This is a genomic window from Paeniglutamicibacter sp. NPDC091659 (assembly GCF_044756805.1).
Taxonomy (GTDB): domain Bacteria; phylum Actinomycetota; class Actinomycetes; order Actinomycetales; family Micrococcaceae; genus Paeniglutamicibacter.
Genome location: NZ_JBIVTO010000005.1, coordinates 128,936 through 142,321 on the forward strand (window position 1 = coordinate 128,936; position 13,386 = coordinate 142,321).

At 66.7% G+C, this 13,386-nt stretch carries 11 protein-coding genes; all 11 read left to right on the forward strand.

Annotation, left to right across the window (positions count from 1 at the left end; all coding sequences use genetic code 11):
- Positions 1–45 precede the first annotated feature (45 nt).
- The 11 genes from uvrA (at position 46) to tpiA (ending at position 13,385) form a co-directional block, all read left to right on the forward strand.
- On the forward strand, positions 46–2,928 hold the full coding sequence (uvrA, locus tag ACIQLF_RS11075) for an excinuclease ABC subunit UvrA (protein ID WP_400298046.1): 2,883 nt from the start codon (positions 46–48) through the stop codon (positions 2,926–2,928).
- Positions 2,929–3,005: 77 nt separating this feature from the next.
- A complete protein-coding gene (locus tag ACIQLF_RS11080; RefSeq protein WP_400298049.1) occupies positions 3,006–3,728 on the forward strand; it encodes an HAD hydrolase-like protein in 723 nt (240 codons plus the stop codon).
- Complete coding sequence (locus tag ACIQLF_RS11085; protein WP_387525310.1) at positions 3,729–4,397, forward strand: lysophospholipid acyltransferase family protein; 669 nt, start codon at positions 3,729–3,731, stop codon at positions 4,395–4,397.
- A gap of 17 nt (positions 4,398–4,414) precedes the next feature.
- On the forward strand, positions 4,415–6,376 hold the full coding sequence (gene uvrC, locus ACIQLF_RS11090; protein ID WP_400298053.1) for an excinuclease ABC subunit UvrC: 1,962 nt from the start codon (positions 4,415–4,417) through the stop codon (positions 6,374–6,376).
- 34 nt (positions 6,377–6,410) lie between these two features.
- Positions 6,411–7,304, forward strand: coding sequence for an RNase adapter RapZ (gene rapZ, locus ACIQLF_RS11095; protein WP_400298056.1), 894 nt, complete (start codon positions 6,411–6,413; stop codon positions 7,302–7,304).
- A gap of 6 nt (positions 7,305–7,310) precedes the next feature.
- The gene (gene yvcK, locus ACIQLF_RS11100; RefSeq protein WP_400298059.1) at positions 7,311–8,351 is read left to right on the forward strand and encodes a uridine diphosphate-N-acetylglucosamine-binding protein YvcK; all 1,041 of its coding nucleotides are present in this window, start codon (positions 7,311–7,313) and stop codon (positions 8,349–8,351) included.
- Positions 8,352–8,361: 10 nt separating this feature from the next.
- Positions 8,362–9,342 (forward strand): DNA-binding protein WhiA, encoded by a 981-nt coding sequence (gene whiA / locus ACIQLF_RS11105; protein ID WP_387525299.1) that lies wholly within the window; start codon positions 8,362–8,364, stop codon positions 9,340–9,342.
- 93 nt (positions 9,343–9,435) lie between these two features.
- Entirely contained in the window at positions 9,436–10,065 is a 630-nt protein-coding gene (locus ACIQLF_RS11110; RefSeq protein ID WP_400298062.1) for a superoxide dismutase, read from the forward strand.
- A gap of 234 nt (positions 10,066–10,299) precedes the next feature.
- A complete protein-coding gene (gene gap / locus ACIQLF_RS11115) occupies positions 10,300–11,313 on the forward strand; it encodes a type I glyceraldehyde-3-phosphate dehydrogenase (RefSeq protein ID WP_400298065.1) in 1,014 nt (337 codons plus the stop codon).
- 27 nt (positions 11,314–11,340) lie between these two features.
- Positions 11,341–12,573 (forward strand): phosphoglycerate kinase, encoded by a 1,233-nt coding sequence (locus tag ACIQLF_RS11120; protein WP_400298068.1) that lies wholly within the window; start codon positions 11,341–11,343, stop codon positions 12,571–12,573.
- A complete protein-coding gene (gene tpiA, locus ACIQLF_RS11125) occupies positions 12,570–13,385 on the forward strand; it encodes a triose-phosphate isomerase (protein WP_400298071.1) in 816 nt (271 codons plus the stop codon). The genes ACIQLF_RS11120 and tpiA overlap by 4 nt, the downstream gene beginning before the upstream one ends.
- Position 13,386 lies beyond the last annotated feature (1 nt).

Here is a 13,386-nt window from a genome sequence, read left to right on the forward strand (position 1 = left end):
CACATCGACGAGCAATTCGAAGTAGTTTTCGATTAGCATGTTTGGGTGGCTACTTCCCGCTCCCTTGAAACCCCTCGTCCGCACGATTTGACCCGGCTGGTGGTCAAGGGCGCGCGCGAGCACAATTTGCGCAACGTCGACCTTGATTTGCCGAGAGACGCAATGATCGTCTTCACCGGACTTTCCGGATCCGGAAAGTCATCCTTGGCCTTCGACACGATCTTCGCCGAGGGGCAGCGACGCTATGTCGAGTCGCTCTCCGCCTACGCCCGCCAGTTCCTTGGGCAAGTGGACAAGCCAGACGTGGACTTCATCGAGGGACTTTCCCCGGCGGTGTCGATCGACCAGAAGTCGACCTCGAAGAACCCCCGCTCGACGGTGGGAACCATCACCGAAATCTACGACTACATGCGCCTGCTCTGGGCACGTGTGGGCCGCCCGTACTGCCCAGAGTGCGGCGAGGCCGTCACCAAGCAGACGCCACAGCAGATCGTCGACCAGCTGCTGGAACTCGAACCGAAGACCCGATTCCAGGTGCTTGCGCCGGTGGTCCGCGGACGCAAGGGCGAGTTCGTCGACCTCTTCAAGGAACTGAGTTCCAAGGGCTACTCCCGTGCGCGTGTCGACGGCGAGACGATCCAGCTCAGCGAACCGCCGAAGCTTGGCAAGCAGTTCAAGCACACCATCGAGGTTGTCGTCGACCGGCTCGCCATCAACGACTCGGTCCGCCAGCGCCTGACCGACTCCATCGAAACCGCACTCGGCCTCTCCGAAGGTCGCGTGCTGATCGACTTCGTGGATCTCGACCCGGAAGACGACGGCCGGATCCGCGCCTTCTCCGAAAACCTCGCGTGCCCGAACGAGCACCCGCTGGCCATCGACGAGATCGAGCCCCGGTCCTTCTCCTTCAACAACCCGTTCGGTGCCTGCCCTGCCTGCAGCGGCATCGGTACCCGGTTGGAAGTCGACGAAGACCTGATCATTCCCGACGTGGATATGCCGCTGGGGCAGGGCGCCATCGCACCCTGGTCGTTGGGTGTTGCAACCACCGAGTACTGGAACCGGCTGCTCGAGGGCCTCGGGGCCGAACTGGACTTCACGCTTGAGACCCCGTGGAACAAGCTTCCGGCCGTGGCCCGCGCCGCCATCATGCACGGCAAGGACCACAAGGTCGTGGTGCAGTACAAGAACCGCTTCGGGCGTGAGCGCAAGTACTCCACTGGCTTCGAGGGCGTGGTCCAGTACATCCACCGCAAGCACCTGGAAACCGAATCGGAGCACGCGCGCGACCGGTACGAGGAGTACATGCGGCAGATTCCGTGCCCCGAATGCAACGGTGCACGCCTGAATTCCGCCTCGCTGTCCGTCCTGATCAACGACAAGTCGATCGCCGCGGTGTCGGCCATGCCGATGCGTGAATGCTCCGAGTTCCTCGAAAACCTGGTGCTCACCGGCCGCGAGGCCCAGATCGCCTCCCAGGTGCTGAAGGAAATCCAGGCACGCCTGCGCTTCCTGCTCGACGTCGGCCTGGAATACCTGAACCTCGAGCGCGCGGCGGGAACGCTGTCCGGCGGCGAGGCCCAGCGCATCCGCTTGGCCACGCAGATCGGCTCCGGCCTGGTCGGCGTGCTCTACGTGCTCGACGAGCCGTCCATCGGCCTGCACCAGCGCGACAACCGCCGGCTCATCGAGACGCTGACCCGCCTGCGGTCGCTGGGCAACACCCTGATCGTCGTCGAACACGACGAGGACACCATCGCCGAGGCCGACTGGATCGTGGACATCGGGCCCGGTGCCGGCGAGCACGGCGGCGAGGTGGTGCACTCGGGTTCCCTGGAGGACCTGAAGGCGAACACCCGGTCGATCACCGGCGACTACCTGTCCGGGCGCCGGAAGATCGAGGTTCCGGCCAAGCGCCGCAAGATCGACAAGAAGCGCCAGGTCACCGTCGTGGGTGCCCGCGAGAACAACCTCGAGGACCTCACCGCGCGCTTCCCGCTCGGCGTTCTCACCGCCGTCACCGGAGTTTCCGGCTCCGGCAAGTCGACGTTGGTCAACGACGTGCTGTACAAGGTGCTGGCCAACAAGCTCAACGGCGCCAAGCAGGTGCCGGGCCGGCACACCCGCGTCGAGGGGCTCGAGCACCTTGACAAGGTAATCCACGTGGACCAGTCGCCGATCGGCCGCACCCCGCGCTCCAACCCGGCGACCTACACGGGCGTGTTCGACCACATCCGCAAGCTGTTCGCGGAGACCACCGAGGCGAAGGTGCGCGGCTACCTGCCGGGCCGCTTCTCCTTCAACGTCAAGGGCGGGCGCTGCGAATCCTGCTCCGGCGACGGCACCCTGAAGATCGAAATGAACTTCCTTCCCGACGTGTACGTACCCTGTGAGGTTTGCCACGGGGCGCGCTACAACCGCGAAACGCTCGAGGTGCACTACAAGGGCAAGACCATCGCCGACGTGCTGAACATGCCGATCGAGGAGGGCGCGGAGTTCTTCGCCGCCTTCACCCCGATCGCCCGCCACCTGCGCACGCTGGTGGACGTCGGGCTGGGCTACGTCCGGCTGGGGCAGGCCTCCACGACGCTCTCCGGCGGCGAGGCGCAGCGCGTCAAGCTCGCCGCGGAACTGCAGAAGCGTTCCAACGGCCGCTCGATCTACGTGCTCGACGAGCCCACGACGGGCCTGCACTTCGAGGACATCCGCAAGCTGCTGCTGGTGCTGCAGGGGCTGGTGGACAAGGGCAACACGGTCATCACCATCGAGCACAACCTCGACGTGATCAAGAGCGCCGACTGGGTCATCGACCTCGGGCCCGAGGGCGGTTCCGGCGGCGGCGAGATCATCGCCGTCGGCACCCCGGAGCAGGTCGCCGAGGTGGCCGAAAGCTACACCGGAAGGTTCCTGGCACCGCTGCTTGGCTAGGCCCGCCTGCCGTGCATGTATGCCGAATGCGGCATGCGTGTACGGCAGATAGACCCAGTTCATGCGAGAATACGACAGTGATTATTGCTCCCTCCGCCGTTCTGCTTGACCTCGATGGAACCCTTGTGGATCCGGCCGGGGCCATCACCTCGGGCATCCGCCGCGCATTGAAGCAGGCGGACGTCCCGGACCCGGGTGAAGAAAAACTCCGCACACTCATCGGACCACCACTGGTCCTTGGCCTCGCGGAGATCGACGGCGTCGAAGGGCACATGCTCGACGAACTGATTGCCGTGTACCGTGCGGAATATGCTGCCACGGGCATGGCGGACTCGCGCCCGTACCCCGGGATCCGCGAAACGCTGGCCGCGCTGCGGGAGGCGGGGATCGACCTGTATGTCGCAACCGCCAAGCCCACGAGGATCGCCCGGCAGCTGCTGGAGATCCAGGGCCTGGCCGACGCGGTGGACGGCATTTTCGGCAACGACGACGAGGCAAACGGGAATTCGGCCTCCAAGCGGCACATCGTCGCCGCGGTGCTGGACGCCCACGGGCTCGAGGCCGAGCACTGCATCATGGTGGGGGACCGCCGCTACGACATCGAGGCGGCGAACGACCACAACATGGCGTCGATCGGCGCCGGGTGGGGATTCGCCCCGCCGGGCGAGCTGGAGGCCGCCGGGGCCGGGGCCCACGCCAAGGACCCCGCCGAGCTTGCCGGACTGCTGCTGGGCAACGCCGCCGAGGAAGCCATCCGCACACAACTGACCAACAACGACAACGAAGGAGCGCGTGCATAAATGAGCCTGTACACCATGACCCGCTCTTCGATCCGCGGCCTGCTGAACGGCCTGTGCCGACCCACCGTCACCGGGCTGGAAAACGTCCCGCGCACCGGGCCGGTCATCATCGCCTCCAACCACCTCTCCTTCCTGGACTCGATCATCATCCAGGCGCTGACCCCGCGCGACGTGGCGTTCTTCGCCAAGGCGGAGTACTTCACCACCCCCGGGCTCAAGGGCAAGGCCATGAAGACCTTCTTCGAGTCGGTCGGCTCCATCCCCGTGCAGCGCGGCGAGCAGGCGGCCTCCGTGGCGGCCCTGGAATCGCTCGTCGACATCCTGGAGGCCGGCGGCGGCATCGGCATCTACCCCGAGGGCACCCGCTCGCGCGACGGCAAGCTCTACCGCGGCCGCACCGGCGTTGGCTGGCTCGCGCTGACCACCGGCGCCCCGGTGGTCCCGGTCGGCCTGATCGGCACCGAGAACCTGCAGCCGGCGGGCAAGAACACCATCAAGCCGCACCACTTCACCCTGGCGTTCGGCAAGCCGCTGCAGTTCGAGCACCTGGGCCGCAAGCACCCGCTGCCGCAGCGCCGCAAGGCCACCGACGAGATCGTCGACGCCATCGCCGAGCTGACGGGCCAGGAACGGGTCGACGCCTACAACCAGACACCCACCGCCGAATAAATACTGAAAGCGTAGACGTGGCAGACCCGAAGAGCTACAGGCCCCAGACCGGGGACATCCCGCTGAATCCCGGCGTCTACCGCTTCCGCGACGAGGTCGGGCGGGTCGTCTACGTCGGCAAGGCCAAGGTGCTGCGCTCGAGGCTGAACTCCTACTTCGCCAACCCCGCGGGGCTGACGCCCAAGACCCACGCGATGGTGCACACCGCCTGCTCGGTCGAGTGGACCGTGGTGGGCTCGGAGCTGGAGGCGCTGCAGCTGGAGTACACCTGGATCAAGGAGTACAACCCGCGCTTCAACATCGTCTTCCGCGACGACAAGTCCTACCCGTACCTCGCGGTCACCATGGGGGAGACCTACCCGCGCGCGCAGGTCATGCGCGGGGACAAGCGCAAGGACACCAAGTACTTCGGCCCGTTCTACCCGGCCAAGGCGATCCGCGAGACCCTCGACACCCTGCTGCGCGTCTTCCCGGTGCGCAGCTGCTCCATGGGCGTGTTCAAGCGCGCCGAATCCTCCGGCCGGCCCTGCCTGCTGGGCTACATCGACAAGTGCGCGGCGCCCTGCGTGGGCCGGATCAGCGCCGAGGACCACAAGAAGCTCGCCGCCGAGCTCTGCCAGTTCATGGGCGGGGAGGGCACGCGCTTCATCAAGGAGCTCGAGGGCAAGATGGCCGACGCCGTCGCGAAGCTCGAGTACGAGCAGGCCGCCCGCTACCGCGACGACATCGCCGCGCTGCGCCGCGTCTTCGAGCGCAACGCCGTGGTGCTCGCCGAAAACACCGAGGCCGACATCTTCGCGGTGCACGAGGACGAGCTCGAGGCCGCCGTGCAGGTCTTCCACGTGCGCAACGGGCGCATCCGCGGCCAGCGCGGCTGGGTCGTCGAAAAGGTCGAGGACTCGACGCCGGCCGAGTTCATCGAGCACCTGCTCACCCAGGTCTACGGCGAGGCCGCGGGCGACGACCGGATCCCGCGCGAGGTGCTGGTCCCGGTGCTGCCGGAAAACGCCGACGAGGTGTCCAGCTGGCTGCACGAGCGCCGCGGCTCGGCCGTCTCGCTGCGCGTGGCCCAGCGCGGGGACAAGGCGACGCTTGCCGAGACCGTGCGGGAGAACGCCGAACAGGCGCTGCGCCTGCACAAGTCCCGCCGCGCCGGGGACCTGAGCACCCGCTCCGCCTCGCTGCAGGAGCTCCAGGACGCCCTGGGCCTGCCCAGCCCGCTGCTGCGCATCGAATGCTACGACGTCTCCCACGTGCAGGGCACCAACGTGGTGGCCTCCATGGTGGTCGTCGAGGACGGGCTGCCCAAGAAGGGCGACTACCGGAAGTTCTCCATCACCGGGGACGCGGCGCGCGACGACACCGCGTCGATGTACGACGTGATCTCCCGCCGCTTCAGGAACTACCTGGAGGAATCGGCCAACATGGTGCCGATGGTCTCCGGGGAGGTGGACATCTCCGACGCCGCGGCCAAGGCCCCGGCCCGGCGCTTCGCCTACCCGCCCTCGCTGGTCATCGTCGACGGAGGCCCGCCGCAGGTCGCCGCCGCCTCCCGCGCGCTGGCCGACCTGGGCATCGACGACATCTACGTGGTCGGCCTGGCCAAGCGCCTGGAGGAGCTCTGGCTTCCGGACGACGAGTTCCCGGTCATCCTGCCGCGCGCCTCGCACGCGCTGTACCTGGTCCAGCGCATCCGCGACGAGGCGCACCGCTTCGCCATCACCTTCCACCGCAAGAAGCGCTCGGTGTCGATGATGGCCTCCGTGCTGGATACGATCCCGGGCCTGGGCCCGGCCAAGCGAGACGCGCTGCGCAAGCACTTCGGCTCGGTGAAGAAGATGCGCGCCGCTTCCGTGGAGGAACTCACGGAGGTCCCCGGCGTCGGCCCGGTGCTTGCCGCGACGATCCACGAGGCGCTGGCGGACTCGGGCGATGCGGCCCCGGCGGTCAACATGACCACCGGCGAGGTCTTGGACTAACCACCCGCACCGCAATCGCGACTAGGCTAGGAATATGACCACCGAGCTTTCCCCCGTGAAACCAGCAGAGACCGAACTACTAGTCATCACCGGCATGTCCGGGGCCGGCCGGACCACCGCCGCCCATGCGCTGGAGGACCACGGATGGTACGTCGTGGAGAACCTGCCGCCGGCGCTGCTGGGCACCCTGACGGAGCTCGTCGCGCATTCGGGCGGCTCCATCCCCAAGCTGGCCGTCGTCATGGACGTGCGCTCCAAGTCGCTCTTCCCGCAGCTGCGCGAGGCGCTGCACTCGCTCAGCGCCGCCGGCATCACCTACCGCGTGCTGTTCCTCGAAGCCGGCGACGACCTGCTGGTCCGCCGCTTCGAGCAGGGCCGCCGCCCGCACCCGCTGCAGGGCGACGGGCGCATCGTCGACGGCATCGCCAAGGAACGCGAGGTGCTGCGCGAACTGAAGGAAGCCGCCGAGATCGTGCTGGACACCACCGAGTTCTCTGTGCACGACCTGGCCCGCTCCGTCACCGAGCTCTTCACCGATTCCGGCCCGATCGTGCTGCGCCTGAACGTGATGAGCTTCGGCTTCAAGTACGGGGTTCCCACCGACGCCAACTACGTCGCCGACGTCCGGTTCATCCCCAACCCGCACTGGGTGCCCGAGCTGCGCCCGCACACGGGCAAGGACAAGCAGGTCTCCGACTACGTGCTGGGTGCCAAGGGCGCCGCCGAATTCATCGGGCACTACATCGCCGCGCTGGAGCCGGTCTTCGAGGGCTACCGCCGCGAAAACAAGCACTACGCGACCATCGCGATCGGCTGCACCGGCGGCAAGCACCGCTCGGTGGCCACCGCCGAGGAGGTCGGCCGGCGCTTGGCCCAGCTTCCCGGCGTCCGCGTCAACGTCACGCACCGCGACCTGGGCCGCGAGTAGACAGCCATGGCGTTCTTCACCGGACCCATCCCGATCCAGCCTCCCGCCCGCTCGGCCGAGGACAACCAGCTGGTTCGCGTCGTCGCGCTCGGCGGCGGGCACGGGCTCTCGGCATCGCTCTCCGCGCTGCGCCGGCTCACCACCGACCTGACGGCCATTGTCACGGTCGCCGACGACGGCGGATCCTCCGGGCGGCTGCGCGAGGAACTCGGCGTGCTGCCGCCGGGGGACCTGCGGATGGCACTGGCCGCCCTGTGCGACGACACCGACTGGGGGCGGACCTGGCGGGACGTCATGCAGCACCGATTCACCTCCGCCCCGGACTCGGCGGCGTCGCTCGACCAGCACGCTGTCGGCAACCTGCTGATCGTCGCGCTCTGGGAGCTGCTCAAGGACCCGGTGGCCGGCCTGCGCTGGGCCGGGGCGCTGCTCGGCGCCCGCGGACAGGTGCTGCCCATGAGCACCGTCCCGCTGACCATCGCCGGGGACGTGCTCGAGGACGCCGGGCCGCAGGGCCTGGTGCGCCGCCACGTCGTGGGCCAGGCGAAACTTGCGACCGCGGGGGGAGAAGGACTCGTCTCGAACGTCCGCCTCGAGCCGGCCGACGCACCTGCCTGCACCGAGGCGCTCGAGGCGATCGAACTTGCCGACTGGGTCGTGCTCGGGCCGGGCTCCTGGTACACCTCCGTGCTGCCGCATTTGCTGCTGCCGGAAATGCGGCGGGCGCTCGAGTCGACACCGGCCCGGCGCCTGCTGACCATGAACCTGGCCACCGACACGGCGGAGACCGCGGGCATGGATGCCGCGGCGCATTTGGAGGTCATTTCGCGCTACGCGCCTGACCTGCGTCTCGACGCCGTTTTGGCGGATCCGTCCACGGTGGCGGATCATGAGAGTTTCACCCGTGCCGCGGCCCGGCTAGGTGCCCGCACCTTTTTCGGTAAAGTAGGGGTTGGTGCCGGACGCGCCGTCCACGACCCCTTGAGACTTGCCGCCGCGTACCACGACGTTTTTACGACGTTCAATACAGACGAGCCCAGCAGTTAGGAAACAATCCATGGCACTGACGGCTTCCGTCAAGGACGAGCTGTCCCGTCTTGACGTTCGGAAATCATCCGAGCGCAAGGCCGAAGTTTCCACCATGTTGCGTTTCTGCGGTGGACTTCACATCATCTCCGGACGCATTGTCATCGAGGCCGAGGTCGACCTTGCCTCAACGGCCCGCCGCCTGCGCGCGGCCATCGCCGAAGTCTACGGCCACACCTCGGAAATCCTCGTGGTTTCCGGCGGCGGCCTGCGCCGAGGCAACCGCTACGTGGTGCGCGTGGTCCGTGACGGGGAGGCCCTGGCTCGCCAGACCGGCCTGCTCGACGGCCGTGGCCGTCCCGTGCGCGGGCTGCCCTCGGTCATCGTCAACGGCTCCACGGCCGATGCCGAGGCCGTCTGGCGCGGAGCCTTCCTCTCCCACGGTTCGCTCACCGAACCGGGCCGTTCCTCCGCGCTGGAAATCACCTGTCCGGGCCCGGAATCCGCGCTTGCCTTGGTCGGCGCCGCGCGCCGCCTCGGCCTGGTGGCCAAGGCACGCGAAGTGCGCGGGGTGGACCGCGTGGTCATCCGCGACGGCGAGGCCATCGCTCAGCTGCTCACCCGGATGGGTGCGCACGATGCGCTGATGGTCTGGGAGGAACGCCGCATGCGCAAGGAGGTGCGGGCCACCGCCAACCGCCTGGCCAACTTCGACGACGCCAACCTGCGCCGCTCGGCCCAGGCCGCGGTCGCCGCCGGGGCCCGCGTGGAGCGCGCCTTGGAGATCCTCGGGGACGAGGTCCCGGAGCACCTCAAGTACGCGGGAGCATTGCGCGTGGCACACAAGCAGGCGAGCCTCGACGAGCTCGGCCGCATGGCCGATCCCGTCATGACCAAGGACGCAATCGCCGGGCGCATCCGCCGGCTCTTGGCCATGGCCGACAAACGCGCCTCTGAGCTGGGAATACCCGGCACGGAGGCGAGCGTTCCCCTAGACATGCTGGAAAACTGACCGGCAGCGAGATTTTCCGCTTCAGTGCGGAGATGCAGTAACCACGTTGAATTGCATCCAATGTTCCGGGTGCACAGAGAATGAGGAGTCATTTTGGCTATTTACACCTTGCCTGAGCTGCAGTACGACTACGCGGCGTTGGAGCCGAGCATTTCGGCGCGGATCATGGAGTTGCACCACAGCAAGCACCATGCCGCCTACGTGGCGGGCGCGAACACCGCGTTGGAGCAGTTGGCGGAGGCGCGGGAGAAGGGCGAGTTCGGGAACATCCCGAAGCTCTCCAAGGACCTGGCGTTCCACCTGGGTGGGCACACGAACCACTCGATCTTCTGGAACAACCTGTCTCCGGAGGGTGGGGACAAGCCGGAGGGCGAGTTGGCGGCGGCGATCGATGACGCGTTCGGTTCCTTCGATGCGTTCCGTGCGCATTTCACGGCGGCGGCGATGAGCCTGCAGGGTTCGGGTTGGGCGTTGCTGGGCTTCGAGGGTTTGGGTGGCCAGCTGGTCATCGAGCAGTTGTATGACCAGCAGGGCAATGTGCCGGTGGCGACGACTCCGTTGTTGATGCTGGACATGTGGGAGCACGCGTTCTACCTGGATTACGTGAACGTGAAGGCCGATTACGTGAAGGCGTTCTGGAACATCGTGAACTGGGCGGATGTGTCGGCTCGTTTCGAGGCCGCGCGTGCGGGTGCCGCGACTTTGATCGTCCCCGGCAAGTAACAAAGAATTCACATGGGCGTTACGCCCATCACATCGAGCGCCGAAATAGCGTAAGATAAAAACAACGTGTTTTTCGGGTCTCACGGCCTGTGTCGTGAGACCCGAAACAACCCGGCCGGCATCAGCCGGCGACACAACGGAGTGTCATTATTCCAAGCCACTCCGTTATGCATGCCCCCTCCAGGGGCGTATCCGGCGGCTGTGGCAACACCACTCTGTCTAGGAGACATTCACGTGACTACCCGTGTTGGCATTAATGGTTTCGGACGCATCGGACGCAACTTCCTGCGAGCCAGCCTCGCCAATGGCGCAGACATTGAAATTGTCGCAGTCAATGACCTCGGTTCGATCAACGATCTGGCCATGCTCGTCAAGTACGACTCCATCCTCGGCCGCCTGAACGAAGAGGTCTCCGTTGACGGTGCCTACATCGTCATCGGCGACAAGCGCATCAAGGTGCTTTCCCAGAAGGACCCGGCCCACCTGGGCTGGGGCGACCTCGGCGTGGACATCGTCATCGAATCGACCGGCTTCTTCACCAAGGCCTCGGACGCCGAAAAGCACCTGCAGGCAGGCGCCAAGAAGGTCATCATTTCCGCCCCTGCTTCCAAGGAAGACATCACCATCGTCATGGGTGTCAACCACGAGAAGTACGAGGCCGACAAGCACCACATCATCTCCAACGCCTCCTGCACCACCAACTGCCTGGGCCCGATCGCCAAGGTGCTCAACGACCAGTTCGGCATCGTCGACGGCCTGATGACCACCATCCACGCGTACACCTCGGACCAGCACCTGCAGGACGCCCCGCACAAGAAGGACCCGCGCCGCGCCCGCGCCGCAGCCCTGAACATGATCCCGACCTCCACCGGTGCGGCCAAGGCCATTGGCCTGGTGCTCCCGGAGCTCAAGGGCAAGCTCAACGGCTACGCCATGCGCGTCCCGGTTCCGACAGGTTCGGCCACCGACCTCACCGTCACCCTGGCCCGCGAGGCCAGCGTCGAGGAAATCAACGCAGCCTTCAAGAAGGCAGCCGAAGAGGGACCGCTCAAGGGCTACCTGAAGTACTCGGAGGACCCGCTGGTTTCCACCGACATCGTCCACGATGCGCACTCGGCGATCTTCGATTCCGGCCTCACCACCGTGATCGGTTCCACCGTCAAGGTAGTCGCCTGGTACGACAACGAGTGGGGCTACTCCTCCCGCTTGGTTGACCTCGCGGAATACGTCGGCAGCCAGCTCGGTTAGTCCGAGCGATTCGGATAACCTAGTCTCATGACTTCCCACACTCTCGACGAACTACTCGCCGACGGTGTCCTCGGGCGGCGCGTTTTGGTCCGTAGCGACCTGAACGTGCCGCTCGATGGCGTTACCGTCACCGACGATGGGCGTGTACGCGCCTCCATCCCCGTGGTGCAGAAGCTGGCCGAGGCCGGCGCCCGCGTCATCGTGATGGCTCACCTGGGACGCCCCAAGGGCGAACCGGATGCCAAGTACTCAATCGCCCCCGCCGCCACCAAGCTTGCCGAGCTCTCCGGGCTCGACGTGCGTGTTGCCGCCGATGTCGTGGGCGATTCGGCCAAGCAGCTTGCCGCTGAATTGACCGACGGCGCCGTGCTGGTGCTGGAGAACGTGCGCTTCGATGCGCGCGAAACCTCCAAGGATGATGCGCAGCGCGCCGAATTCGCAGCCGAGCTTGCCGCATTGACCGGCGACAACGGTGCCTACGTGAACGACGCCTTCGGCGCCGTGCACCGCAAGCACGCCTCGGTGTTCGACATCGCCGCGTTGCTTCCGGCCTACCAGGGCGACCTGGTTGCCACCGAGGTCCGCGTGCTGAAGACCCTCACCGAGGCTCCCAAGCGCCCCTACGTGGTGGTCTTGGGCGGCTCGAAGGTCTCCGACAAGCTGGCCGTCATCGACAACCTGCTGGGACGCGCCGACCACCTGCTGATCGGCGGCGGCATGGCCTTCACCTTCCTCAAGGCCCAGGGCCACGAGGTCGGCGGCTCGCTGCTTGAGCAAGACCAGCTGGATACCTGCCGCGGCTACCTGTCGCGCGCCAAGGAACTGGGCTGCGACATCGTGCTGCCCACCGACGTGGTGGTCGCCTCCAAGTTCGGTGCGGACGCCGAGCACGAGGTGCTGTCCGCGGACAACATCGAGGGCGGCGCCTTCGGTTCCACCGGCCTGGGCCTGGACATCGGTCCGGTCTCCGGGGAAACCTTCGCCAGCTACATCAAGAGCGCCAACACGGTGTTCTGGAACGGCCCGATGGGTGTCTTCGAGATCCCCGCGTTCGCCAACGGCACCCGTGCCGTGGCAGGTGCGCTTGCGGATTCCGAGGCGTTCAGCGTCGTCGGCGGCGGCGACTCGGCCGCGGCCGTGCGCACCCTGGGCTTCAACGATGACGACTTCGGTCATATTTCAACGGGCGGCGGTGCCTCCCTGGAATACCTCGAGGGCAAGGCACTGCCGGGCCTGACAGCCCTGGAGGGTGCCAAGTGACAACATCGACCAACGGCGTGTTCGACCGGAAGCCGCTGATTGCCGGCAACTGGAAGATGAACATGGACCACGTCCAGGGCATCACCCTGCTGCAGAAGCTGGCCTGGACGCTGGCCGACGCGGAGCACGACTTCGACCGCACGGAGGTGGCCGTCTTCCCGCCGTTCACCGACCTGCGCGGCGTGCAGACGCTGACCATGGGCGACAACCTGCCGGTGCGCTACGGCGCACAGGACCTGTCGGCGCACGACTCCGGTGCCTACACCGGGGAAATTTCCGGCCAGTTCCTCTCCCGCCTGGGTTGCAGCTACGTGCTGGTGGGCCACAGCGAACGCCGTGCGCTCCACGGCGAGAGCAACGAACTGCTGGCAGCCAAGATCGCCGCGGCCTACCGCCACGGCGTGTCCCCGGTGCTGTGTGTCGGTGAGGGACTGGACATCCGCCAGGCCGGAACCCACGTCGAGTACACGCTCGAGCAGCTTCGCGGCTCGCTGGCCGGCGTCACCGCCGAACAGGCCGAGACCCTGGTGGTCGCCTATGAGCCCGTGTGGGCCATCGGCACCGGCGAGGTCGCGGGTCCGAAAGATGCGCAGGAACTGTGCGCCGCGATCCGCGTCGAGCTGGCAACGCTGTTCGGCGACGAGGTCGCCGGCAAGGTCCGCGTGCTCTACGGCGGTTCGGTGAAGGCCAACAACGCAGCGCAGATCCTCGCCGAAAAGGACGTTGACGGCGTGTTGGTCGGCGGCGCCAGCCTTGACGCCGCAGAATTTGCTAACATTGTTAGGTTCGAGCACCACCTGGTGACCGAGTAAT